The sequence below is a fragment of the Shewanella sp. 10N.286.52.E4 genome (assembly GCF_041468785.1).
Lineage (GTDB): Bacteria > Pseudomonadota > Gammaproteobacteria > Enterobacterales > Shewanellaceae > Shewanella > Shewanella electrodiphila.
The window spans coordinates 126,862-153,318 of the sequence record NZ_JBFRJJ010000024.1 but is presented as its reverse complement, the minus strand read 5'-3'; the positions used below and the strand labels follow the sequence as shown (position 1 = coordinate 153,318).

Annotated in this window: 23 protein-coding genes; 13 read left to right on the top strand and 10 right to left on the bottom strand. The window is 40.4% G+C overall.

All coding sequences use genetic code 11. The annotated features are described in order from the left end of the window. The first annotated feature begins 23 nt into the window (after nt 1-23). Complete coding sequence (metG, locus tag AB4153_RS14580) at nt 24-2,066, top strand: methionine--tRNA ligase (RefSeq protein WP_303516116.1); 2,043 nt, start codon at nt 24-26, stop codon at nt 2,064-2,066. Nucleotides 2,067-2,140: 74 nt separating this feature from the next. On the opposite strand, the gene AB4153_RS14575 is transcribed toward metG, so the two are convergent. Further along, a complete protein-coding gene (locus AB4153_RS14575) occupies nt 2,141-4,102 on the bottom strand; it encodes a monovalent cation:proton antiporter-2 (CPA2) family protein (protein WP_371997951.1) in 1,962 nt (653 codons plus the stop codon). A 29-nt stretch (nt 4,103-4,131) separates the two neighbouring features. Then, the gene (locus AB4153_RS14570) at nt 4,132-4,899 is read right to left on the bottom strand and encodes a Nif3-like dinuclear metal center hexameric protein (RefSeq protein ID WP_102528719.1); all 768 of its coding nucleotides are present in this window, start codon (nt 4,897-4,899) and stop codon (nt 4,132-4,134) included. A gap of 197 nt (nt 4,900-5,096) precedes the next feature. Between AB4153_RS14570 and AB4153_RS14565 the strand changes: the two genes are divergently transcribed. Then, nucleotides 5,097-5,459 (top strand): hypothetical protein, encoded by a 363-nt coding sequence (locus tag AB4153_RS14565; protein ID WP_102528718.1) that lies wholly within the window; start codon nt 5,097-5,099, stop codon nt 5,457-5,459. A 101-nt stretch (nt 5,460-5,560) separates the two neighbouring features. Here AB4153_RS14565 and AB4153_RS14560 read toward each other — a convergent pair whose 3' ends face one another. Further along, a complete protein-coding gene (locus AB4153_RS14560) occupies nt 5,561-6,004 on the bottom strand; it encodes a glycine zipper 2TM domain-containing protein (RefSeq protein ID WP_371998042.1) in 444 nt (147 codons plus the stop codon). A gap of 101 nt (nt 6,005-6,105) precedes the next feature. Between AB4153_RS14560 and aat the strand changes: the two genes are divergently transcribed. The 3 genes from aat to infA are packed head-to-tail and all read left to right on the top strand — an operon-like array spanning nt 6,106 to nt 7,819. Next, nucleotides 6,106-6,813, top strand: a complete 708-nt coding sequence (gene aat / locus AB4153_RS14555; protein ID WP_371997949.1) for a leucyl/phenylalanyl-tRNA--protein transferase — start codon at nt 6,106-6,108, stop codon at nt 6,811-6,813. Beyond that, the gene (locus AB4153_RS14550) at nt 6,803-7,555 is read left to right on the top strand and encodes an arginyltransferase (RefSeq protein WP_371997947.1); all 753 of its coding nucleotides are present in this window, start codon (nt 6,803-6,805) and stop codon (nt 7,553-7,555) included. The genes aat and AB4153_RS14550 overlap by 11 nt, the downstream gene beginning before the upstream one ends. A gap of 45 nt (nt 7,556-7,600) precedes the next feature. Next, nucleotides 7,601-7,819 (top strand): translation initiation factor IF-1, encoded by a 219-nt coding sequence (gene infA, locus AB4153_RS14545; protein ID WP_011496276.1) that lies wholly within the window; start codon nt 7,601-7,603, stop codon nt 7,817-7,819. Nucleotides 7,820-7,953: 134 nt separating this feature from the next. Here infA and clpA read toward each other — a convergent pair whose 3' ends face one another. Together clpA and clpS are read right to left on the bottom strand one after the other, a co-directional pair. Continuing rightward, nucleotides 7,954-10,212, bottom strand: coding sequence for an ATP-dependent Clp protease ATP-binding subunit ClpA (gene clpA, locus AB4153_RS14540; protein WP_229370343.1), 2,259 nt, complete (start codon nt 10,210-10,212; stop codon nt 7,954-7,956). Between the two features lie 60 nt (nt 10,213-10,272). Further along, nucleotides 10,273-10,581 carry an ATP-dependent Clp protease adapter ClpS gene (clpS, locus tag AB4153_RS14535; protein WP_102528713.1) on the bottom strand — a complete coding sequence of 103 codons (309 nt, stop codon included), beginning with the start codon at nt 10,579-10,581 and terminating at the stop codon, nt 10,273-10,275. A gap of 195 nt (nt 10,582-10,776) precedes the next feature. Here clpS and cspD point away from each other — a divergent pair, with 195 nt between their 5' ends. Then, nucleotides 10,777-10,983 (top strand): cold shock domain-containing protein CspD, encoded by a 207-nt coding sequence (gene cspD, locus AB4153_RS14530; RefSeq protein ID WP_055024439.1) that lies wholly within the window; start codon nt 10,777-10,779, stop codon nt 10,981-10,983. Nucleotides 10,984-11,224: 241 nt separating this feature from the next. Here cspD and AB4153_RS14525 read toward each other — a convergent pair whose 3' ends face one another. Beyond that, nucleotides 11,225-13,450 carry an NADP-dependent isocitrate dehydrogenase gene (locus AB4153_RS14525; protein WP_371997946.1) on the bottom strand — a complete coding sequence of 742 codons (2,226 nt, stop codon included), beginning with the start codon at nt 13,448-13,450 and terminating at the stop codon, nt 11,225-11,227. Nucleotides 13,451-13,733: 283 nt separating this feature from the next. On the opposite strand from AB4153_RS14525, the gene AB4153_RS14520 reads away from it, so the two are divergent. The 6 genes from AB4153_RS14520 (at nt 13,734) to AB4153_RS14495 (ending at nt 19,542) form a co-directional block, all read left to right on the top strand. Next, entirely contained in the window at nt 13,734-14,393 is a 660-nt protein-coding gene (locus AB4153_RS14520; protein WP_371997944.1) for an rRNA large subunit pseudouridine synthase E, read from the top strand. 116 nt (nt 14,394-14,509) lie between these two features. Then, the gene (locus AB4153_RS14515) at nt 14,510-14,989 is read left to right on the top strand and encodes an NUDIX hydrolase (protein ID WP_248955338.1); all 480 of its coding nucleotides are present in this window, start codon (nt 14,510-14,512) and stop codon (nt 14,987-14,989) included. Nucleotides 14,990-15,156: 167 nt separating this feature from the next. Continuing rightward, entirely contained in the window at nt 15,157-16,275 is a 1,119-nt protein-coding gene (gene mnmA / locus AB4153_RS14510) for a tRNA 2-thiouridine(34) synthase MnmA (RefSeq protein WP_102528709.1), read from the top strand. Between the two features lie 3 nt (nt 16,276-16,278). After that, entirely contained in the window at nt 16,279-16,899 is a 621-nt protein-coding gene (gene hflD, locus AB4153_RS14505) for a high frequency lysogenization protein HflD (protein WP_371997942.1), read from the top strand. A 40-nt stretch (nt 16,900-16,939) separates the two neighbouring features. Further along, entirely contained in the window at nt 16,940-18,310 is a 1,371-nt protein-coding gene (gene purB / locus AB4153_RS14500; RefSeq protein WP_102528707.1) for an adenylosuccinate lyase, read from the top strand. A 101-nt stretch (nt 18,311-18,411) separates the two neighbouring features. Then, the gene (locus AB4153_RS14495; RefSeq protein WP_303516141.1) at nt 18,412-19,542 is read left to right on the top strand and encodes a cupin domain-containing protein; all 1,131 of its coding nucleotides are present in this window, start codon (nt 18,412-18,414) and stop codon (nt 19,540-19,542) included. 151 nt (nt 19,543-19,693) lie between these two features. Here AB4153_RS14495 and lpxM read toward each other — a convergent pair whose 3' ends face one another. The 4 genes from lpxM to pheS form a co-directional block, all read right to left on the bottom strand. After that, nucleotides 19,694-20,629, bottom strand: a complete 936-nt coding sequence (gene lpxM, locus AB4153_RS14490) for a lauroyl-Kdo(2)-lipid IV(A) myristoyltransferase (RefSeq protein WP_102528705.1) — start codon at nt 20,627-20,629, stop codon at nt 19,694-19,696. 180 nt (nt 20,630-20,809) lie between these two features. Further along, nucleotides 20,810-21,109, bottom strand: a complete 300-nt coding sequence (gene ihfA / locus AB4153_RS14485; RefSeq protein ID WP_102528704.1) for an integration host factor subunit alpha — start codon at nt 21,107-21,109, stop codon at nt 20,810-20,812. Nucleotides 21,110-21,113: 4 nt separating this feature from the next. After that, on the bottom strand, nt 21,114-23,501 hold the full coding sequence (gene pheT / locus AB4153_RS14480) for a phenylalanine--tRNA ligase subunit beta (protein WP_371997939.1): 2,388 nt from the start codon (nt 23,499-23,501) through the stop codon (nt 21,114-21,116). A gap of 15 nt (nt 23,502-23,516) precedes the next feature. Continuing rightward, nucleotides 23,517-24,500, bottom strand: a complete 984-nt coding sequence (gene pheS, locus AB4153_RS14475; protein WP_102528702.1) for a phenylalanine--tRNA ligase subunit alpha — start codon at nt 24,498-24,500, stop codon at nt 23,517-23,519. 394 nt (nt 24,501-24,894) lie between these two features. Here pheS and AB4153_RS14470 point away from each other — a divergent pair, with 394 nt between their 5' ends. Beyond that, nucleotides 24,895-26,403: a methyl-accepting chemotaxis protein gene (locus AB4153_RS14470; RefSeq protein ID WP_303516151.1), complete on the top strand. Its 1,509-nt coding sequence runs from the start codon at nt 24,895-24,897 to the stop codon at nt 26,401-26,403. The last annotated feature ends 54 nt before the right edge of the window (nt 26,404-26,457 follow it).

Here is a 26,457-nt window from a genome sequence, read left to right as displayed (position 1 = left end):
GTGTAATCGATTGTTGAGACAAAATGACAAATTCACAACGTAAAATTCTGGTGACAAGTGCCCTCCCGTATGCAAATGGTCCAATCCATTTAGGTCATATGCTTGAGTATATTCAAACTGATATTTGGTCTCGCTACCAAAAACTTCGTGGACATGAATGTCACTATATTTGTGCAGACGATGCCCATGGCACGCCAATCATGCTCAAAGCTCAACAAATGGGTATTACCCCAGAAGAAATGATTGCTCAAGTTCAAAAAGAACACGAACAAGATTTCGCTGATTTTAATATTCAATTTGATAATTTCCATAGCACACACAGCGAAGAAAACCGCGAATTAGCTAGCGACATTTATATCAAGTTAAGAGATAACGGTTATATTAAAACCAAAACTATCTCGCAGTTATTTGACCCTGAAAAAGAAATGTTTTTACCAGACCGCTTCGTTAAAGGCACATGCCCTAAATGTAAAAGCGAAGACCAATATGGTGACAACTGTGATAACTGTGGCGCGACATATAGCACCACTGATTTAATTAAGCCTTATTCGGTTGTTTCTGGTGCTACACCTGTCATGAAGGATAGTGAGCATTTCTTTTTTGATTTACCAGCATTTGAATCAATGCTTGGAGAATGGTTATCTTCTGGCTCATTACAGCCTGAAATTGCTAATAAATTACGTGAGTGGTTCGATCAAGGTCTACAACAATGGGACATCTCTCGTGATGCGCCTTATTTTGGTTTTGAAATACCCGATCAACCAGGTAAATTTTTCTATGTATGGCTAGATGCACCAATAGGCTACATGGGTTCATTCAAAAACTTATGTGATAGACGTGATGATTTAAACTTCGACGACTTTTGGAGCATTGACTCAAAAGCCGAAATTTATCATTTCATTGGTAAAGATATCGTTAACTTCCACGGTTTATTCTGGCCAGCAATGTTACATGGCGCAGGGATCAGAAAACCAAACAGTGTTTATGCCCACGGTTATGTCACTGTGAACGGCGCTAAAATGTCTAAATCTAAAGGCACATTTATTAAAGCCCGTACTTACCTAGATAACTTAAACCCTGAGTATCTACGTTATTACTACGCTGCGAAATTAAATAGCCGTGTTGATGATTTAGATTTAAATCTTGAAGATTTTGCTCAGCGTGTAAATTCAGATCTAGTCGGTAAATTAGTTAACTTAGCTTCTCGTACAGCTGGTTTTATCAGTAAACGTTTTGATGGCAAGTTAGCAAAAATTAACGACACATCGTTAACCGAAGCCTTCCTTGCTAAACAAGACACCATTGCTGAACTATACGAAACTCGAGAGTTCGGTAAAGCAATGCGCGAAATCATGGCACTTGCCGATATGGCTAATGCTTATGTCGCTGATGCAGCGCCTTGGCAGTTAATCAAGCAAGAAGATAAACAAGAAGAAGCACATCAAGTATGTAGTAATGCACTTAACTTGTTCCGTATTCTGGTCACTTACTTAAAACCAGTACTGCCAAAACTTGCTGAAAATGTTGAAGGTTTCTTACAAGTGACGCTGACTTGGGATAATTTAGACCAAGACCTAGCTGGCCATGAAATCGCAAAATTCAAAGCATTAATGCAACGCATTGAAATGAAGAGCATTGAAGCCATTATTGATGCATCGACTGAAAACCTGCAAGTGACTCAAACTGAAGTGCCAAAAGTTGAACAAGTGCAAACTGAACTTGAAAAAGAGCCGTTAGCACCAGAAATCAGTTTCGATGATTTTGCTAAGATTGATTTACGCATTGCGTTAATTTCTAAAGCTGAACATATTGAAAAAGCCAATAAACTACTTCGATTAGAACTGGATTTAGGCGGCGAAACTAAGCAAGTCTTTGCAGGAATTAAATCAGCTTATGCACCAGAAGACTTAATTGGTAAACACACTGTAATGGTTGCCAACCTTGCACCACGTAAAATGAAGTTCGGTGAATCTGAAGGCATGGTATTAGCCGCAGGTCCTGGTGGAAAAGATATCTGGATTTTAGAGCCACATGCAGGTGCAAAACCTGGTATGCGTGTGATGTAATAAGTTTACTGACTTATTAACAACAAAAAAGCCGTCATTTGACGGCTTTTTTAATGGGTTATGAATAATAAAATTTAAGACATCAACTTAGTTTCTGAGTCTTTGTCAGTGTCATTACTATTTATTTTACCGCAGTTTTCTTTGTCTGGGTCGCAAGGATGTTCTTGGGCGAATCGTTGACTTTTATACGCTTCAGTATCAGCTACGATAGCCTCTTTTAAACGTTCCTCGTATTCAATAAACAAGTTGATAAAATCGCCACCAAATTTTTCACCATCTGAACGATTAGCCCACTCGTTATAAAGCACTTCAGAAGCTTCACTCTCAACTCGCATGTAAGTCTTCTTTTGTCTTTGCACAAGCTCATCAGAAAAGCCCATCGCTTTCATTGATTCGGCTCCGACTTTTAACGCTGAGCGAAACGTCTCTGACTCAACGTAATCAGCCCCCGCCTGACGTAATAAATGGCCATGTCCACGGTCAAATGCTCGGCTAATCACTTTCAGTTTAGGGTATTTATGTTTTAGGTGCTTAACCAGCTCTACAGTGGCTTGTGGATTATCTATCGCTACAACAAATGCTGATGCCGTGGCAACACCTGCGGTCTCAAGTAAATCTGGTCTCGTAGCGTCGCCATAAAAGGCTTTAGTATTGACTTTACGTAGATTATCGACTTGGGTCGCTTGATGATCTAACACCACCGTCTTAACCCCATTAGACAGTAACAGTCGATTGACTATCTGACCAAAACGGCCTATCCCAGCAATGATAACGGTGCCTTGTTCATCAACTTGATCTTGCTCGCGATCGTTCGATGTTTGTTGATATTTAGGTAAAATTACTTTTTCATAAAAAATAAACAATCCAGGGGTTAGGAACATCGATAAAGCCACTACAATCGATAAAGGCTGTGCGACTTCTGCTGAAATCACATGGTTTTGCTGGCTAAAGCTGAGTAACACAAACCCAAACTCACCTGCCTGGGCTAAACTTAAGGTGTATAGCCATCTATCACTGCCTTTAATCCTAAATATAAAACTCAATAACAATAAGACTAAGCCTTTTACTATCATCACAGCGGCTGTAGCACCAAGAATAACACCTAAGTACTGCCACAAAATTTCAAAATCTATTCCCGCACCTACGGTGATAAAAAACAAACCGAGTAATAAACCTTTGAATGGGCCGATATGAGTTTCTAATTCATGTTTGAACTCACTATTAGCCAGTACTACACCCGCAAGAAAAGTGCCTAACGCAGGCGACACGCCAACTAAACTCATTAAAGTTGCAATACCAATGACTAACAATAAAGCCGCTGCCGTGGATATTTCACGCACGCCAGAATCGGCAATAAACCTAAAAACAGGTCGGCTTAAATAGTGCCCACCAAACACGACCAATCCTATTGAAAGCACTAACACCAAGGCGTATAAGCCACCGGGCAAGTTAGCGACTAAAGATAGTTCATCATGGTGTTCCGCTGCCGCAGCAACAGAGGATTGAGCAGCTTCCACCAGCTCAGGTAATGCTAGAAGAGGAATTAATGCCAGCATTGGAATGACGGCTATGTCTTGAAATAACAACACTGAGAAAGCGTTCTTACCTGCCGTTGTCTTGGTTAGACCTTTTTCATTTAAGGTTTGCAGCACAATAGCCGTTGAGGATAGCGAGAAAATTAAGCCGATTGTTAATGCGACAGTCCATTGAAACTCAAACATTAGCGCAATGGCCATCACAATACCGGTTGATAAACCAACCTGTAAGCCCCCCATTCCTAACAGTCGATTTCTCATTGACCAGAGCATTTTAGGCTCAAGTTCTAAACCAACTAAAAATAGCATCATCACAACACCAAATTCGGCAAAATGCTGAATGGTGTTTGTTTCACTGCCGACCAGCCCCACAATGGGACCAATAATCACACCAGCAATTAAATACCCCAGCACAGAGCCTAAGCCCATTCTCTGCGCTATAGGCACAGCTATAACAGCGGCAGACAAATAAATAAATGCTTGGATAAAATATTCTGTCATGATGCTATTCCTTAAGCGATATCAAAAAGTTAAACTGGATTAACAATATCAATAAAATGATGGGTCAACCCAAATTGTTCAGCTAAATGCTCACCCAAAGCTTGTATGCCGAACTGCTCAGTCGCATGATGACCTGCCGCAAAATAATGTATACCTTGCTCCATTGCACAGTGAAAAGTTCGCTCTGACACCTCACCGCTGATGAAAGCATCCACGCCAAGTGATGCTGCATGATCGATATAATCTTGAGCACCACCGGTACACCAAGCTAATGAGCTAATAAGTTGTTCTTTATCACCAATGTGTAATGGTGTTTTGTTGAGTTTTTCTGTAAGTAACTCACTCATTTGTGAAACACTTAACGGTTTCGGTAACTTGCCCTGCCACAATAAATCTTGTGAAATATCGGCACAAATTTCTACATCAACCAAGCCTAATTTATTCGCAAGCTCGGCATTATTACCTAATGTTGGATGGGCATCTAAAGGTAAATGATAGCCGAATAAATTAATATCGTGGGTCATTAACGCCTTAATTCGATTGTATTTCATCCCGGTGATCACTTCAGGTTCGTTTTTCCAAAAAAAGCCATGATGTACGATAATGGCATCAGCATTGAGTGCTGCAGCTTGCTCAATGAGTGCTTGGCAGGCTGTTACTCCAGTCACGATAGTCTTAATGTTGTCACTGCCCTGCACCTGTAGACCATTTGGCGCATAGTCTTTGAATTGTTTTACATTAAGAAAATCATTTAGATATTTGGATAATTGTTGGCGAGATACAGACGTTAATGACATAAAACTAACCCTAAAATTTTTGATAATAATAGTGTAACTCAGTCCAATACTTATTGAAAAACCCTTGTTAAGATTGATTATTTGCTAAGCTATTTTGGCTTAAATTGGACTTTTGGGTGCATTAAACACTAAAATTAGACCTAAGGGATGTTGAAAACATTAAATAAACTATTCATTACAAAAAAATAGGTCTCAAAATGTCTAACTTGACTAAAGAAGCGCTTATCGCCGAATTAAAAGCTGCTCTTGAAAAGCAAACTTCAAAAACTGTTGAAATTGAACAGAAAGGCAGTTGGTATAAAATTGATGGCGGCAAGTCTTTACGCTTTAGCGATCTTGAGCAAATGCACCTTGAAGCAACACAAGGTCAATCAGTAGAAGCGCCTGCAGCTAAGCAAGATGTAGCTAAAAAACCAGCGGCTAAGCCTGCTGCAAAAAAAGCAGTGGCCAAAAAGCCAGCAGCAAAAACGGCAAATAAATCTGGTGGCAAAACGCCAAAAGAATTATGGCGCGAAAAATTAGCGAACGCTGGTAAAAATACACTGCCACGCGGCTTCTAATCTTTGCTTATATGATAAAAACTAAAAAGGAGCCAATGGCTCCTTTTTTATTCATTGCATTAATCATTGCTACATTGCTACATTGCTACATGGCTACATGGCTACATGGCGATATCGACGCGAACATAACCTTTAAGATAAACAACGCGTACTTCATCTCCTGCAGCAAATGACATGCCAGGGTCTAAGTCCTGTATCACCATCACTTGTGTGCCATCATCTAAATTAATCATCATTTCAATGAGCTTATATTCAAGTGTGCGAGTAGAGTTACCGTACTGATTTGCAGCTGCGCCGCCTAGTAATGCACCTAAAACGGTCGCAACATCTTGGCCAGAACCGCCGCCAAATTGATGACCAACGACGCCGCCTATTAATGCGCCTCCGAAAGTTTTCCAACCTAGATTACGATCTTCAACTAATTGAGTTTGAGTGACATGTTTTATCGACTCAACCTGACCATAAACCACTTTTTCAACCGGTACAGCTTGGTTTCTATCGTAAGCTGCACTCGCTGACGTGCTAACAGCAGCCATTAATAACATTAAAAGCGCACTAAATCGTATCACTAAGCTGTTTGTGAGTTTCAACATAGGCAAAATTCCGCTAACGTATATATAAGGTTTAGTAAATAATATACTTAATTGTGAACTCACTGTCTTATTTAAATCATCTTCCGCACTTTCCTGATCCGCAACAAGCACTTGATGAACCCAATGGTTTACTTGCTATCGGAGGTGACTTATCACCTCAACGTTTAGTTGAAGCTTATTATCAAGGCATTTTCCCTTGGTTTAATGATGATGACCCTATTCTATGGTGGTCACCTGAGCCTAGAGCTATTTTCAAGCCAAAAGTTCAGCCGCTTAATAAAAGCATGAAAAAATATCTACGTAAAACACAGTGGCGTTACACCATCAATCATGCCTTTGCTGATGTCATCAAAGCCTGTTCAGAGCCACGACTCACACAACAAGGCACATGGATATCATCTGACATTCAGGAGGCTTATATCCAGCTACATAGGCTTGGAAAAGCCCATTCAATTGAGGTTTGGGACGGTAACGAACTTATAGGCGGCCTGTATGGCATTGCTGTAGGCAGTGTCTTTTGTGGTGAATCCATGTTTCACCGCCAAACGAATGCATCCAAAGCGGCCTTTGCCATGTTAAACCAGCATATTTCTCGATACGGTTTTAAGTTAATTGACGCTCAAATAATGAACCCACATTTAGAAAATCTTGGCGCACAAGCCTGCCCTCGTGAGGACTTTCTGTCATCGCTTCGGCAACTACGAAATAGTGTCATCGACAATAATGCATGGATAGCACAAGAGGTCTGTTTTGAGTTCTAGAAGCATTAGCGTTGGCATTAGCCACCCATTTGATTGCAGTTATATCGAAGGATTAACAGAGCAGTTACTTATCATTCAAGAGTCTCAACTTGATAGCCAATTATTTGAGCAGCTTTTAGGCATGGGATTTAGGCGCAACGGAAATTCAATTTACAAACCGCGCTGTCCGAGTTGCTCTGCATGCCAGTCCATTCGAGTCGTAGTACCTGAATTTAAGTTATCAAAAAGACAGAAAAGGACCTTAAAAAATAACCAAGACCTGCACTGGAAAGTCACTCATCAAGTCACAGAAGCCCATTACGAGTTATACGAGCGATATATTATTGGTCGCCATTCTGATGGCCCTATGTATCCGCCAAGTGAAGACCAGTTCAATGATTTTTTAAAGTGTACTTGGTTAGAAGCGACTTATATCGAGGTTTATCTACAAGATAAGTTGATTGGTGTAGCAGTAACAGACGCGATGAATAATAGTCTCTCTGCGATTTACAGTTATTTTGACCCTGATTACGCCAAACGTTCGTTAGGGGTTTATATGATCTTAATACAGTGTGAATTAGCCCAACAGTTAGCTAAGCAATTTTTGTATTTGGGCTATCAAATTGATGAAAATAGAAAAATGAATTACAAACGTTTATATCGTCCATATCAAATATTAACAGCAAATGGATGGCAACATATTGAAAAAGAACCCACGCTAAAGTGTTTCAATCCTTTACAGCAAGCGCTTTTTGGGGCATGATACGGCGAATTTTTTTATATTTGAAGGCATAAAGGTAACCAATTAATGGCGAAAGAAGACAACATTGAAATGCAGGGCACAATCCTTGAGACCTTGCCAAATACAATGTTCCGCGTTGAACTTGAAAATGGTCATGTTGTGATTGCACACATTTCTGGCAAAATGCGCAAAAACTACATCCGTATTTTAACGGGTGATAAAGTTACGGTTCAGTTGACTCCTTACGATTTAAGTAAAGGTCGTATCGTCTTCCGCGCACGTTAATACTGCCTCATCTATTTAAAAACCCGGCTTAATTGTCGGGTTTTTTATTGGCTAAAGATTAACGTTGATGCGAAAAAAATGGCTATCTGATTTCAGATAGCCATTTTTATTAACCCGATAAATTAATTAGCGAATTACGATACTTTCTCTAAACATTCACAATGAATAACAATCTCGTTGTCCTTAACATCCACTTTAGCTGTACCGCCAGCTTCAAGCTTACCGAATAGTACTTCATCAGCTAATGGACGTTTAATGAGTTCAGTCACCACACGCGCCATTGGTCTAGCGCCCATGTTTTTATCGTAACCTTTCTCAGCAAGCAGCGTCCGCGCTTCATCAGTCACTTCCAGTGTTACTCGTTTCTCGTCTAACTGCGCTTGTAATTCAATTAAGAACTTATCAACTACTTTCGCGATAATGGTCATGTCTAAATGGTTAAACCATATAATTGAATCTAAACGGTTACGAAACTCTGGGGTAAACACTTTATTGATTTCTGACATTGCATTAAGACTATTATCTTGCTGCTTAAAGCCAATCGATGTACGAATTGTTTCTTGCACACCCGCATTGGTTGTCATCACTAAAGTTACGTTTCTAAAATCAGCTTTACGACCATTGTTATCTGTCAGTGTGCCGTGATCCATCACTTGCAGCAGCAAGTTATAGACATCTGGATGGGCTTTTTCAATTTCATCCAATAACACTACACAATGAGGATTTTTAATCACGGCATCAGTTAATAAACCGCCTTGCTCATAACCCACATAACCTGGAGGCGAGCCAATAAGGCGTGAAACCGCATGACGTTCCATGTACTCAGACATATCGAAACGAATTAACTTCATGTTTAAGCATGAGGCCAATTGATTGGTGACTTCTGTTTTACCGACACCTGTTGGGCCAGCAAATAAGAAACTACCCACAGGTTTCTTTTCTGCGCCTAAACCGCTACGAGATAACCTAATCGCTGAACTGAGCCCCTCAATCGCCTTATCTTGGCCAAACACCAACATTTTAAGGTTACGCTCAAGGTTTTTAAGTAAATCCTTATCAGTCGAAGATACCGACTTCTCAGGTATACGAGCAATTTTAGCAATTATCGCTTCAATTTCTGGCTGGCCGATGGTTTTCTTGCGTTTACTTTGTGGCAGCATCACCATTCGAGCACCAGCTTCATCAATCACGTCGATGGCCTTATCAGGCAAGTGACGATCATTGATATGTTTAGCAGATAAGCTCGCTGCTGAACTAATTGCTGCTTGGGTGTAACGCACACCATGATGCTCTTCGTATTTGGACTTAAGACCTAACAGAATTTTTGTCGTCTCAGCCACTGATGGCTCATTAATATCAATTTTTTGGAAACGTCTTGCCAATGCACGATCTTTCTCAAAAATGCTTTGATATTCCTGGAACGTAGTTGAGCCCATGCAGCGTAGTGAGCCGTTAGACAATAAAGGCTTTAACAGGTTTGACGCATCCATTACTCCACCGGATGCCGCACCTGCGCCAATAATGGTATGGATTTCATCAATGAACAAAATAGCATGTTCATTTTTACCTAACTCCTTGAGTAAACCTTTAAAGCGTTTCTCAAAATCACCACGGTATTTAGTACCAGCAAGCAACGAACCTAAATCTAATGAATACACAGTTGCATCTTTGATGACGTCTGGCACTTGTTCGTTAACAATACGGTACGCGAGGCCTTCAGCAATGGCAGTCTTACCCACACCGGCTTCACCGACGAGTAATGGATTATTCTTTCTACGACGACATAAGGTTTGAATCGCACGTTCGACTTCATCATCACGACCAATTAATGGATCAATCACACCGTCTTTAGAAAGTTGATTTAAATCGGTAGCAAATTGCGATAACAAGCTTCTGTCTTCAGCAGCTTCACCGCCTTCCTCTGAAGCTTCCGGATTATTAATTTCAGAGTCGTCATCATCTTTCGGTAAACCGTGAGAAATAAAGTTAACCACATCTAAACGGGTTATTTCACAACGGCGGAGTAAATATACTGCTTGTGACTCTTGCTCACTGAATATCGCCACTAACACATTTGCGCCAGTGACTTCATTACGACCGGACGATTGCACATGAAATACTGCACGTTGAAGTACACGTTGAAAACCTAAGGTTGGTTGGGTTTCACGTTCTTCTGTGGTTTCAGCGATCAATGGGGTTGTTTGTTGAATGAAGTTAGATACTTCCTCATGGAGACGAGTAATATCCGCGCCACAAGCCAATAATGCTTCTTTGGCCGATGGGTTATTAATTAATGCTAATAATAAATGTTCTACCGTCATATATTCATGACGTGAATCTCTAGCTTGTTGAAACGCTAGGTTCAAGGTGACTTCGAGATCTTTGTTTAGCATAAGCACCCCCTAAAAATACTCATAAACTGCAGAGTTACCGACGGAGAATCAACTAATTCATTATGCGGTTTCTAATGAACACAGTAATGGATGTTGGTTTTCTTTGGCAAATTGATTTACTTGTAACACTTTCGTTTCGGCAATGCCAAACGAGTAAACACCACATATTCCCTTACCTTGGTGATGGATAGCCAACATAATATCGGTGGCTTGCTGTTCATCCTTATTAAAAAAGCGTTGTAACACTTCTATCACGAAATCCATCGGAGTGTAATCATCGTTATTTAACACGACTTTGTACATTGAAGGTGGTTGTAGCTCCGATTCAACACGTTCTTCTGTGTGCTCTACGCTGCCTAATCTACCCATGAGTTAATACTAGCCTCTAGTTTGGTACAAGACCAATTGATATTATTAAATTAATTAAATGTTGTCATTTTGTTAATTTTTACTTGACATCTTTTCGTACAAATTTCATTCTGTTCTGAGGCGGCAATAGAGACCGCTGATAAAAATAAGTTTTACTATCTTACTGGTAAGTAGACAACAGAAGGAAGTGGAAGTATGGCAAGCGGAACTGTTAAATGGTTCAACAACGCCAAAGGATTCGGGTTTATTTGCCCAGATCAGGGTGGCGAAGATGTATTTGCGCATTATTCAACAATCGAAATGGAAGGTTACAGAACGCTAAAAGCGGGCCAACCGGTAGATTTCGAAACTGAGCAGGGCCCAAAAGGGATGCATGCTTCAGCCATTTCACCAACTAAATAGTCGGTGAAACTATAATACAAAAAGGCAGAGATTTTAATCTCTGCCTTTTTTATTTAGCCAATTAATTATCAATAACGATTTGTTTGCCTGAAAAACACTCAACATTTATTTTAATATTGACAAACTTAGTTACAAAAATCTTTGTATCATCACGTTAATATCACTCATTTTTAAACCCAAATAAAAAAACAGAGACACAAGGCCTCTGTTTTTATCTTAAGCGATACCGCTAAATATTAAATTACGCAGTAATAAACGAATTCAATAATGCACTTGGACGCATTGCTGTTTCAGCTTTTGCTGCATCTAAACGGAAATAACCGCCTAAATCGACAGCTGGGCCTTGTGAACCATTCAGTTCAGCAACAATCTCCGCTTCGTTAGTGGTTAATGACTCAGCTAATGCAGAAAATTCAGCTGCAAATGAGGTGTCAGCCGTTTGAACTGATAAAGCTTGTGCCCAGTACATAGCGAGATAGAAGTGACTACCACGGTTATCCAATTCACCTACACGACGTGAAGGAGACTTATTGCTATCTAAGAACTGTCCAATCGCAGTATCAAGCGTATCAGCTAATACCTGTGCTTTAGGATTATTCTGAGTTTGACTTAAGTGCTCTAATGAAGCCGCTAATGCCAAGAACTCACCTAAAGAATCCCAACGTAAATGCCCTTCTTTCTCAACCTGTTGAACATGCTTAGGTGCACTACCACCTGCGCCAGTTTCAAATAAGCCACCGCCATTCATTAGTGGTACGATTGATAGCATTTTAGCACTGGTACCCAGTTCTAAAATTGGGAATAAATCAGTTAAGTAATCACGTAAAACGTTACCAGTGACTGAAATCGTATCTAGACCTTCATGAACACGGGCAAGTGTCGCTCGTGTTGCTTCAACTGGTGCTAAAATTTGTAAATCAAGACCAGCTGTATCGTGATCTTTTAAGTACAATTCTACTTTAGTGATGAGCTGTGCATCATGTGCACGCTTGCTGTCTAACCAGAAGATTGCTGGTGTGTTGCTTAAACGAGAACGATTAACCGCTAGTTTAACCCAGTCACGGATAGGCGCATCTTTCACCTGACACATTCTGAAGATATCACCCGCTTCAACATTGTGGCTCATTAGCACATCACCCGCGCTATTGATCACTTTAACAACACCTGCTGATGCTATTTCAAATGTTTTATCGTGGCTGCCGTATTCTTCTGCTTTTTGCGCCATTAGGCCAACGTTAGGCACGCTGCCCATTGTCGTTGGGTTAAAGGCACCATTTTCTTTACAGAAAGAAATAGTTTCTTGGTAAACACCCGCGTAACAACGATCAGGGATCATTGCTTTAGTGTCTTTTAATTGGCCGTCTGGGCCCCACATTTTACCTGATGAGCGGATAGCCGCAGGCATCGATGCATCAATAATGATGTCACTCGGTACATGAAGGTTAGTAATGCCTTTATCAGAATCTACCATCGCAAGTGCTGGACGCTTTGCGTATACCGCTGCGATGTCAGCTTCAACTTCAGCACGCTGAGCTTCAGGTAAACCTGCGATTTTAGCGTAAACATCACCAAAACCATTGTTTACATCTACACCTAGCTCATCAAATAATGCTTGATGCTTAGTAAATACATCTTTAAAGAAGACCTTAACAGCATGACCAAATAAAATTGGATCAGAGACTTTCATCATTGTCGCTTTTAAGTGAAGAGATAATAAAACGTCTTCAGATTTAGCAGCTTCAATTTCACGCTCATAAAATGCTTGCAGCGCTTTATTGCTCATAACTGCAGTATCAATGATTTCATCTGCAAGTAATGGAAGCCCCTGCTTAAGTGTCACTTCTTGACCATCAGTTTGGATCAGTACGATATTAACAGTATCAGCAGCAGTTAATGTGACTGACTGTTCACTACCGTAAAAGTCGCCTTCGCTCATGTGCGCAACATGAGACTTTGAATCACTCGCCCACTTACCCATTGAATGTGGGTTTTTCTTAGCATAGTTTTTAACTGACGTCGGCGCACGGCGGTCAGAGTTACCTTCACGTAATACAGGGTTTACTGCACTGCCTTTAATTTTGTCGTAACGGCTTTGAACATCACGCTCAGCATCTGTTGCTGGCTCGTCCGGGTAATTCGGAATGTCATAACCTTTAGTTTGAAGTTCTGCAATACACGCTTTTAATTGCGGAATTGAGGCACTGATATTAGGTAATTTAATGATATTGGCTTCAGGAGTGCCAGCCATAACACCTAATTCAGTTAATGCGTCAGAAATTTTCTGCTCAGCAGTTAACTTTTCAGGAAAGTTTGCGATTACACGGCCTGATAAAGATATATCTCGGGTCTCAACTTTAACACCTGCAGCATTAGTAAATGTACGGATGATAGGGAGTAATGAAAGCGTCGCTAATGCGGGTGCTTCATCAGTTTCAGTATAAATGATCGTTGGAGAGTTATCTTTCATGCTTTTTCCTACATTATTGAAATAAAAAGTTTTTATAAATTATTATTGTAATAAGTATCTACCTAAAACAGCTTCAATCTAATTGTCGAAGTCTATTTATCTGCGGCACAAATCCATATGAAATAGAAAAATTAACTGTGACTGCGGGTACAAAAGTGGGCACAGATCACATTTTTTAGGCCAACATCATAGATCATTATCTCGCAGATTCAAATTCCACTAAGGCCCAATGCCAAGTAAACTATGCAAAATAACTTAATTTCGCTCTTAAATAGGCTTATTTATGCCAGCAAATGACAAAACAAAACGATTTAATAGCAAACCGGCATTTGCCAGAACAGCCAAAAAGTCTAGCAACAATACCAGAAAAACCATTAAACGCCCTGTAAAAAGAGCGGTTGAGAACCCAATAATAGTGTTATTTAACAAACCTTTTGATGTGCTATGTCAATTTACTGATGAGTCAGGAAGACAAACATTAAAAGATTTTATCCCAGTAAAAGATGTTTATGCAGCTGGCAGATTAGATAGAGACAGTGAAGGTTTATTATTGCTGACTAATGACGGTAAATTACAAGCTCAAATTACTCAACCTAACAAAAAAACATTTAAAACTTATTGGGCGCAAGTTGAAGGTGAACCCAGTGAGGAAGCCATTAATGCGTTATGCCAAGGTGTTGAATTAAAAGATGGTATGACTTTACCGGCCAAAGTTACTGTGATGAATGAACCAGCGGTGTGGGACAGAGTTCCCCCAGTTAGAGAGCGTAAATCCATTCCAACAACTTGGTTAGAAATCCAAATATGTGAAGGCCGGAACAGACAGGTTAGAAGAATGACAGCACATATTGGTCACCCTACATTAAGATTAATTCGCTATAAAATAGGCCAATGGAGTTTAGATGACATTGCCAATGGTCAATATAAAACACTTGCACAGTAACAATTGATAACCATCATAAGCTTATCTTTCAAGCCATGCTTAAGCTTAAAATAAAGCCCAAGCCCAAAAAATAGTTCAATGACAAAAGAATAGCTCAACGACAAAAGGATAGCTCAATGACAAAAGAACGTTATAAACCCAATACTACGGTCGCTTGTGTTATCCATTGCCAAAATAAATTTTTATTTGTCGAAGAAATCATTGATGGTGAAACTCGCTTTAATCAACCTGCAGGTCATATTGAAGCGCAAGAATCGATACCAGAAGCTTGTAAAAGAGAAGTTAAGGAAGAGACGGGGCTAGATATCGAGCTTCTCGGTATTATCGGCGTCTACCAGTTTAGCCCGAATGAACAATTATCCTTCGTGCGTTTTACCTTTGCCGCTGAGACTAAAAACCTGATAATTTGTCAGCCTTTAGATAAAGATATCCTTGCCTGCCATTGGTTCACTCTGGATGAAATTAAAGCGCGGAAACATCAGCTTAGAAGCCCGTTAGTGATTAAATCCATAGAAGACTTTTTACATAAAGCTCACAGCCCATTATCACTGATTAATAGTGACTTGCAGATCATAGCCGACAACAACAATGCATGATAGAATATGCGCCGCACATTTTTGAGATTTTCGTGATGTTTTTCATCGGTTTTTATGACCGGTTTTGATAACAGAACTTGGCGATATATATACAGCGACTTGAAAAGCGCTAACGTCGACCACATGATCATCTCTTGTATCCGTAAATTCACTGGTTTTTAGGTTTTATGACATCAATCAATCCCAATTCAAATGGTAAAAAAGTCATCGTAGGTATGTCCGGCGGTGTAGATTCTTCAGTTTCAGCTTATCTGCTTATGCAGCAAGGCTACCAGGTTGAAGGATTATTTATGAAGAACTGGGAAGAAGATGACACGGATGAATACTGTCTTGCAGCCGAAGATTTAAAAGATGCTCAGGCTGTTTGTGACAAACTCGGTATTAAGTTGCATACAGTTAACTTCGCTTCAGAGTATTGGGACAATGTATTTGAACATTTCCTTGAAGAATACAAAGCGGGTCGCACGCCAAATCCCGATATCATGTGTAACAAAGAAATCAAATTCAAAGCATTTTTAGAATTCGCAGACGAAATTCTTGATGCTGACTTTATTGCTATGGGCCATTATGTGCGTCGTCGAGATAACGAAGACGGCACCACCCAAATGCTACGTGGCGTTGACGGCAATAAAGACCAAAGTTACTTCCTCTACACCTTAAGTGACAAGCAAGTTGCTAAAAGCTTATTCCCAGTGGGCGAGTTAGAGAAATATCAAGTTCGTGATATCGCCAAAGAAATGGGCTTAATAACCCATGATAAAAAAGACAGCACCGGTATTTGCTTTATTGGTGAGCGTAAGTTTACCGACTTTTTAGGCACCTATTTACCTGCACAACCTGGTGATATAGAAACCGCTGAAGGTGAAGTCATTGGTACCCACCAAGGTTTGATGTATCACACCTTAGGGCAACGCAAAGGTTTAGGTATCGGCGGCTTGAAAAACAGCAATGACGATCCTTGGTATGTCGTTGAAAAAGACTTATTACGTAACGTATTAATCGTCGCACAAGGTGGCAACCACCCTCGCCTAATGTCTCATGGCATGATGGTCAGTCAGTTACATTGGGTTGACCGCCAAGGTCCTAGCTCACCAGCAAGCATTACGGTAAAAACTCGCTATCGCCAACACGATGTAAAATGCACCGTGACAACAGTAGATGCTGATAACATCAAAGTCATGTTTGATGAACCTGTTGCAGCGGTAACGCCAGGTCAATCAGCCGTATTTTATGATGGTGAAGTCTGCCTTGGTGGCGGCATTATCGATACCTTAATTAGAGGATAGGTCGTGAGCCAAGTATTATTTGAACGCACTATGGCGTTTGCAGGTATTTTACAAGCGGTTGCTCAAGTTCAACACCTTGCTCGTCATGGTGAATCAGACGAAACCGCAATGGCTGCGAGTTTGAACACCATTATGGTGACAGACCCAGAATCAATATCTGATATCTACCAAGATAAGCATGCATTAAATAAAGGCTATCATTTAATTGAACAACAATTAGGTGATGGTAATAGCAAAGATGTTGAAACCACACGCTATCTTGTCGGTATGCTCGCTCTGGAGCGTAAACTCGCTCGCTCAGCTAATGGCTTAGGCATGCTTGCAGAACGAATTAACCAAGTCCATCGACAGTTACACCACTTTGCCATCACAGATGAGCAAATTGTCGCAAGTTTAGCGAGTATTTATAGCGATGTGATCAGCGAACTTGGGCCTAAATTACAAATTTCTGGTAATCCAGCTTGCTTGCAACAACCGCAAGTACAACAAAAAATCCGTGCTTTACTTCTATCAGCTATGCGCAGTGCTGTTTTATGGCGTCAATTAGGTGGCAAACGTCGTCACCTTGTTTTTGCTCGTAAGGCCATTGTGGATACTGCAATTAGTAGCCGTAAAAATAATTAATCGTATCACCCTACAACAAAAGTTCATCAAGGAGCTTCAAATGGATCTTTCTGCACTGACCGCTATATCTCCGATAGACGGTCGTTATGGTAGCAAAACCACCTCATTACGAGGTATTTTCAGCGAATTCGGTTTAACTAAATACCGTGTTCAAGTTGAAATTAACTGGTTAAAACTACTTTCAAGTTGCCCAGAGATTGAAGAAGTTCCGCCATTCAGTGAAGAAGCATTAATCTTACTGGATAGCATCAAGGATAACTTCAGCGAAGAAGACGCATTACGCGTTAAAACAATTGAAAGAACGACCAACCACGACGTTAAAGCGGTTGAGTATTTCATTAAAGAACAAATTGCTGATAATGCTGAATTAGTCGCGATTGACGAATTTGTTCATTTCGCTTGTACCTCAGAAGACATTAACAACTTGTCTCATGCGTTAATGCTTAAAGAAGCGCGTGAACTTGTTCTAGCACCTCAGTGTTTAGAAATTGTGGATGCCATTAAAAAGTTAGCGACAGATAACAAGTCTGTACCGCTAATGTCACGTACTCACGGTCAACCAGCTTCACCTACAACTTTAGGTAAAGAAATGGCAAACGTAGCTGTACGTCTAGAGCGCCAACTGAACCAAATCAACGCTGTTGAAATCATGGGTAAAATCAATGGTGCAGTAGGTAACTACAACGCACACATCTCAGCTTACCCAGAAGTTAACTGGCATGAGCTGTCACAACGTTTTGTGACTAGCCTTGGCATTAACTGGAACCCATACACGACTCAAATCGAACCGCATGATTACATTGCTGAATTATTTGATGCCGTAGCACGTTTCAATACAATCCTAATCGATTTCGATCGTGATATCTGGGGTTACATTGCCATGGGCCACTTCAAGCAGCGTACTATTGCTGGAGAGATTGGTTCTTCAACCATGCCGCATAAAGTTAACCCTATTGATTTTGAAAATTCAGAAGGTAACTTAGGTATTGCTAACGCGCTAATGCAGCATTTAGCCGCGAAATTACCTGTTTCAAGATGGCAACGTGACTTAACGGATTCTACGGTTTTACGTAACCTAGGTGTTGGTATGGCCCACTCGTTGATTGCTTATCAAGCGACAATGAAAGGCATCAGCAAGTTAGAAGTTAACGAAGCTAACCTGTTAGCAGAGCTCGACAAAAACTGGGAAGTATTGGCTGAGCCGGTACAAACAGTAATGCGTCGTTATGGTATTGAAAAGCCATATGAAAAATTAAAAGAGCTAACACGTGGTAAGCGTATTGATGGCGAGCAACTTGCTTTATTCATCGATGGTTTAGAACTGCCTGACAGTGTCAAAGCAGAGCTTAAAACAATGACACCAGCTAACTACATCGGCCGTGCAGAAGCATTTGTTGACGAGTTAAAATAATCTTCCAAACAAACGCTTATATAAAATTATTTATAAAAGTCACTTGTTTGTAGAATAAGGAATGGCGACACCTCTTATGAGCTGTCGCCTTTTTTACAATTATGTATACATTAAATTTTGATACTGCTGAATTCATACGTGAAAACTGGCAAAAAAAACCTATTGTGATTAAAAATGCCTTCAATGCATTCGAAGATCCTATTTCTGCAGATGAACTAGCGGGTTTAGCCATGGAAGAAGATATTTCTTCACGTATTGTGCAAACACAAGCTCAAGGCTGGAATGTGGTCCAAGGGCCATTTGAGGATTATGACGAATACGGTGAAGATGGCTGGCAATTATTAGTCCAAGCCGTTAACCATTGGTACCCTGAATCACAGCCATTAGTGGAAGCCTTTCGTTTTTTACCTGACTGGCGCTTTGATGATCTAATGGTCTCTTTTGCGACGCCAAAAGGCGGTGTTGGACCACATATCGATAATTATGATGTATTTATCATTCAAGGCGAAGGTGAGCGTCGCTGGCAAGTGGGCAATAATGGTCACCATAAGCAGCGTGGCGGTGATAAAAACAGCCCTTTAGTAGACGACTTTGAGCCTATCATTGATGTTGTATTGACCAAAGGCGATGTACTGTATATTCCCCCTGGTTATCCACATTGTGGTGAAACGTTAACCCTTGCGTTAAGTTACTCCATTGGTTTTAGGGCCCCTAGTCAGCAAGAGCTATTAACTGAACTTGCTGACTCTTTAATTGACAATAACGCGGGTAAACAGCGATTTATTTCAATTGAAGAACAAGCCAATAAAGGCATTGTTAGCCAACAGCAACAACAAGGTATGATGAACTTGTTAGCTGAGCTAGCAAATAACCCGAATCAGTATCAAACAATGTTAGGTAAGTTGCTTAGTCAAAATCGTTTTGAACTTGACCTTAATCCATTCGAGCAACCTATTTCGGCTGAAGATATGATTGAAGCCATTGAAGACGGTGCAAGTATGCAACGTATTGGTGGTTTAAAAGTATTAACACTTGAGGCGGATACACAAGCCCATCTCTATGTGAATGGTGAAGTAGTCAGTGTTGAAGGCATCGATGCAGATATTATCAAGGTTATCGCTAATGAGCATTCAATCAGTCAACCAATGTTATCGACTTGGAGTCATCACCCCGCTTTACTATTAATACTCACAGAGTTTATCAATCAAGGTTGGTTTTACTTCTCTGAATAACCCATTATTTATCATTGATGGGTTATAAGATACATATTGAAAAGGCACAAAAGATTCATCTTTTGTGCCTTTTCAATTTAATTTTAATATTGGTTAAAGTGATTGAAACACAACTATCACTTACAACAGCACAAATCACTGACTGTAGGATTTAATACAGTTTACTCTCGCCATCAGGTCTTGTTTTCAAAAACTTTAAAAACCACATGTATTGCTCAGGATATGCATTGATAACCTGTTCAACCATTTTGTTAAGGGCAATGGCTTCATTATCCTTACCTTGCATGTCTTCTGGGTCTACTGCCTGCATCACGGTTAAATTAAACTGTCGCGCTTGTTTGTCATAACCAATTTTAACTGGCAGTACTTGCGCTTTTCCTGCTTGAGCTAAACGGCCAACCACTGGCAGTGTTGCTTTAACAGTCCCCAGTAATGGCGCAAAAACGCTTTGTTCTGGGCCTAAATCCTCATCTGGCAGGTAAAAGAAACTATTATCTTGTCTTAATTCGCTGATTAGAGCACGTATACCCGCCTCTCGCATGTAAACACGACCGTTTTGACTACTACGTAAACGGTTGCTAAACCAGTTAAACAAGCCATTCCTGTGAGCTTTTGCCATTGTCACCATCGGCAGTTCGATATTAAGCCTGATCCCAGCATAATCGATTGGCCAAACATGAGGCATGATAAAAATCATCGGCTGCCCTGCTTGTCTTGCAGCTTCGACATGTTCAAAACCTTCAATCGTGACACGACTTTTAATATGTTCATTAGAGCGCAGTAACAACTCAGCTTGCGACATTAATGTTAGAACAAACATATCGACATTGTCTTTAATCAAGGCATCAATTTCTGCTTCTGGCTTATCTGGAAAACAAGTACGCATATTAATTCGTGCAATATTAATTGGTTTTTTAGCAATCGACATTACAAGCTTGGCGAGGAGTCGTGAAATGGGATCGCGTAGCCAAGCCGGCATAATGCCAAAAATGAATAAAATCAGAATGACAAACCAAGTACCCCAATATCGAGGGTGTAACAAAGAAAGAGTAAATCGACGATCGAAATGTTTTGCTTGTCTAGCCAAAAGAAACCTCAAAATTACATCAGCGCAGTGAAATGAATAGCGGAGCCAAAGACATATAATAACAATTTTCTACTACTCACAGCACGATATTTTTACCTCTCCAACATGAGGAGTAGTGATTAATTAATTTTAGAAAACAAAAAAGCCACTCAATTGAGTGGCTTTTTGAATAAAGCGAAACTATTTCTTAGCCGAGTTCGATTCTTCAACTCGAGTTTTCAACTTTTGTCCTGGACGGAACGTCACAACACGTCGAGCTGAAATTGGAATATCTTCACCAGTTTTTGGGTTCCTTCCCGGTCTTTGATTCTTGTCGCGCAGATCAAAGTTTCCAAAGCCAGATAACTTGACCTGCTCACCACTTTCGAGTGCTTCTCTAATTTCTTCAAAGAAAGACTCAACCATCTCTTTGGCAACACGTTTGTTCATGCCCAGCGTTTCAAAAAGATGTTCTGCCATTTCGGCTTTGGTAAGTGCCATACTTTTAGTCCCTCAACGATGCGTTGAACTCGGTCTTAAGTGCAGATACAACTGAATCAACAGTTTCGGTTATATCTTTTTCTTCAAGCGTACGAGTAATGTCTTGTAATGTAAGTGCTATTGCTAGGCTCTTTTTGCCTGCTTCAACACCTTTACCTCGGTATACGTCGAACAAGTTTAAGCCAACCAACTGATTTTCGCCAACTTTTCTTATCAAATTCATAACATTAGTTGCAGAAACTTCTTCTTCAACAACAACAGCAATATCACGTCGATTTGCAGGAAACTTAGATACAGTCTGGGCTAGCGGCAAACTGGCATGCAGTAAAGCGTCCAGTTCTAACTCAAAAATAATTGTTTTGCCATTCAGTCCAAAAGGCTTTTCCAAACTAGGATGGACAGCACCAATGATACCAATGACCTGATTATTTCTTAGTATTTCAGCACATTGCCCCGGATGAAGAGCAGAATGTGTTGCACTTCTAAAAGTAAATTCAGAAGTTGAAACTGTCAAGCCGATAATTGATTCTAAATCACCTTTTAAATCAAAGAAGTCGACAGTTTTTGAATCCATTGACCAATGTTCATCATTTTGAACACCTGAAATCACCGCACCAATCATTGCTTCTTGTCTAACACCAGAATCTGCTTCTGCATCAGGGACAAAGCGTAAACCAGTCTCAAATAAACGCACTCGACCTTGTTGACGGCTTTGGTTATAACCAACTGACGTCAATAATCCAGTGAACATAGAGAGGCGCATCGCTGACATTTCAACCGAAATAGGATTCGGTAAAATCATCGCTGGCGCATCAGGGTGAACAAGATTTTGTTGCTTAGGATCAACAAAGCTGTAAGTCACCGCTTCTTGGAAGCCACGAGCGACTAAAACATTACGTACTTTACGTAGTGAAATATCAGCTTCTTTGTGATCAGACATGGTTAATGAAGCTACAGGCGCGATATTAGGGATATTGTTATATCCGTAGATGCGAGCCACTTCTTCAATCAAATCTTCTTCAATCGCCATATCAAAACGATAAGTTGCAGTAACAACATCCCACGTTTCAGCATTAGCGGTGACATTGAAACCTAAACGCTCAAGAATTTCAGTCACGTCAGTATCAGGAATATGATGGCCGAGAATTTTGTCTAGCTTGCTGCGACGTAATGTCAATTCAACAGGCTTAGGCAAGTGAGCTTCAGTCACAGCTTCTTCAACAGGGCCAGCTTCGCCGCCACAAATGTCTAATACTAGACGAGTCGCACGATCCATAACCTTATGTTGTAGTTCAGGGTCTACTCCACGCTCAAAACGGTGTGAAGCGTCGGTATGAAGACCTAAGCGGCGTGACTTACCCATAATCGCAAGAGGCGCAAAGAATGCACACTCTAAAAGAATATCTTGAGTTTTAGTGGTAACACCGGTTTTTTCACCGCCAAACACACCTGCCAACGCGATTGAACCGCTGTCGTCTGCAATCACTAACGTATCACTAGGCACAGTAACTTCATTACCGTCTAGAAGCGTTAATTTCTCTACGCCGTCGCTTAAGCGAACTTGAATAGCACCCGCTAAGGTAGCTAAGTCAAATGCATGCATTGGCTGACCGTATTCAATTAATACGTAATTAGTAATATCTACAATTGGATCAATTGAGCGAATACCACTACGACGCAGTTTCTCTTGCATCCACAATGGAGTTGCTGCGGCAAGGTTAACGTTTTTAACTACACGGCCTAAGTAACGAGGACATGCTTGTGCATCGATAACATTAATCGCAACTTTATCGTCGATAGTCGAAGCTACTGCTTCCCAAGTTGGCTCTGTTACTGCTTCACGGTTTAATACGCCAACTTCACGCGCAAGACCAGCCATGCCTAAACAATCTGCACGGTTTGCCGTTAAATCAACGTCAATCACCGCATCGTTAAGGTCAAGGTATTCACGAACATCCTTACCAATTGGAGCATCCGTCGGTAATTCGATAATGCCATCGCTTTCGATGTCGATACCTAATTCACCGTACGAACACAACATACCAAATGATGGTTGACCACGTAATTTAGCTTTCTTAATTTTAAAGTCACCAGGTAAAACAGCACCTACCATAGCAACAGCAACTTTAAGACCTAAACGACAATTTGGTGCACCACAAACGATATCGATTAACTCTTCTTCACCGACATTAATTTTGGTTACACGCAATTTGTCAGCATCAGGATGCTGACCACACTCAACCACTTCACCGACAACAACACCGCTAAATTCGGCGGCTACAGGGTCAACGCCGTCTACTTCAAGACCAGCCATTGTAATTTGGTGTGATAACGCGTCACGACTTACTGATGGGTTAACCCACTCACGAAGCCAAGATTCACTGAATTTCATCTTTATATTGCTCCGTTATTTGAATTGCTTAAGAAAACGTAAATCGTTTTCGAAGAAGGCACGTAGGTCATTTACGCCGTAACGCAGCATTGTTAAACGCTCAACCCCCATACCAAAAGCAAAACCAGAGTATTTTTCAGGGTCAATACCGACACTGCGAAGGACATTAGGGTGCACCATGCCGCAACCTAATACTTCTAACCACTTGCCATTTTTGCCCATCACATCCACTTCTGCAGAAGGTTCAGTGAATGGGAAGTAAGATGGACGGAAACGAACTTCTAAATCTTCTTCAAAGAAGTTACGCAAGAAATCATGCAAAATGCCTTTCAGCTCAGCAAAGTTAACTTTCTCATCAACTAACAGCCCTTCCACCTGGTGGAACATTGGCGTATGAGTTTGATCGTAGTCATTACGGTAAACACGGCCTGGAGAAATAATACGTAAAGGCGGTTTTTCGTGTTCCATAGTACGAATTTGAACACCTGAAGTTTGCGTACGAAGCATTACTTTAGGGTTAAAATAGAAAGTATCATGATCTGCACGAGCCGGATGGTGCTCTGAAATGTTCAATGCATCAAAGTTATGGAAATCATCTTCAATTTCAGGACCGTTCTTAACCGAAAATCCTAACTCGCCAAAGAAAGTTTCAATACGTTCGATAGTACGGGTCACTGGGTGCAAGCCACCCAATTCAATTGTACGACCTGGTAAGGTAACATCGATTTGTTCAGCGATAAGTTGCGCTTCTAATTCTGCAGACTTTAAGCCTTCAATACGCTCAGAAAGTTCTTTCTGTACCGCTTGTTTTGCTTTATTGACTGCTTGTCCAAAAGCAGGTTTCTCTGCTGGACTTAAGCTACCCATCAATTTCATCATGTCAGTGATCTTACCTTTTTTACCAAGGTAATCGACACGGATATCATCCAATGCCTTTAGATCACTGGCCTTACCTATTACTTCTAAGGCTTGTTCTACGATCTCAGTTAACTGCTGCATTATTTCTTCCACTGCATTCTTGCATATCAAATGCGTTTGGGCGTCTAAGGATAGACGACATATTTAGTCTAGGCATAAATGTAAAATTAAACCTAAAGCATGGGGTTAAAACAAAAGATGGGATTTTACGTGACCTAGGCTTATTTTACTAGCATTTATTGCAATTTAAACCAGTAAACTCCTGCGTTATCATGAGTTAGCCTCATGTAAATTGAAATTTATCAAACGCTAAAAAATCTTATACCCCTAAAAGTATAATTTTATGAATAATTCAATATATACAAGCCAGTAGCAATTAATCCACAGCCATTATTGCCTTTAACAAAACTCCATCTAAAGTTTAATCAGTATTATCCGATATAACGACATAGCGCGTATAAAACAAGAGGCCAAAATGAAAGAAGTAAAGTTTAGATGGATTGATCAATTTTTAATTAAATTATCCATTAAATCCAAATTCACAATATTGGCGATTGTTCCGATTGCATTGATTTTATTGCTGACTTTTACATTGACAAGCAGTTTTAAAACGACCTTAGCTGAAGCTGAAATTGAAGAAGCTATATCCCTTAACAATACTTATAATCATGCAGTTGAAGCTGCCTTAGATTTACTTGAACAAGATAAACAACAAGCTTTCCTATCTGACTTAAATGGCTCAAGCCGAGCGGTTAATATTGATACGCTTTCTCGCCAAGAACAACAAATCGCACGTCAAGGTGGCGGTTCCCTCGAAACAGGCCAAGGCTTTAATGTCTTTAGTAATGTTAATTCTCACGATATTGTTATCACCACTCAAATAGCGCACAAAACTATCGATGATAAAACCAGCGGCGATAATAATTTGGCCTATTTATTAATGGTGTTGATTATTGCAATTATTTTGTTCTTTTCTTATTACATCTCAACGTTTATCGGCGGCGCGTTATATACCACTGTGATGGCGCTACGTAGAGCAACTGAAGGCGATTTAACTAGTCGATTAAACTTTTTCGAAGTCCCCGATGAATTTAGTTTGCTGGCTATTAGTGTTGATGAATTGGTTGACAGGCAACACAAACTTGTCGTTCAAATGACTCATGCTACTGAGCAAATTAGGCATGTAGTACATTCATTTAGAAACACGGCTGAAGAGGGTCAAACTGTCGCTGTTAATCAACGTCAACATTTGGACTCACTGGCTACAGCCATGGAGGAAATGACTGCAGCCGTTAAAGAAGTGGCCCGTAATGCAGAACAATCTTCAGCAGAGACTCAAGAGGCGAATAATCAGGTTACAGCAGGGTCTAACGACATTGAAACCACAGTGCAAGCCATTGATTTACTTTCAACTGAAATTGCTGGCGCTTCAGACGCTGTGAATGAATTAAATGACAATGCCAGTAAAATTGATGCAGTTGTAACCACAATTAATGCCATTTCTGAACAAACCAACTTACTTGCCTTAAATGCTGCTATTGAAGCTGCACGTGCGGGTGAGCAAGGTCGTGGGTTTGCCGTCGTTGCCGATGAGGTTCGTACTCTTGCAGGTAGAACACAATCTGCCACGGTAGAAATAAAAACCATGATTGAAGCTTTACAATCTGGTACTCAGAACCTAACACAAGTTATGTCTCGCACCGTTGAACAAGCAGAAGAAGGTAAAAAGCATGTCCTTCAAACTGGTGACGATTTAGAAAGCATTGCCCATCATAGTGGTAAAGTGTTTGAGATGAGCGTATTAATCGCTACATCAGCAGAGGAGCAATCAGCTGTCGCAAATGAAATAGCCTCTAATTTAATGGAAATTAGAAATCAATCCCATAATGTTGAAGAAGCGGCAAATCTATCAGTATCTGGTTGTAATGAGCTAAACACGACGGCAGAAGAACTCGATAAACTAATGATTGGTTTGAAGATTTAAAGTCAAATCGGCATATAAATGCAAAAAGCTCGTCCCTAGATGGTGACGAGCTTT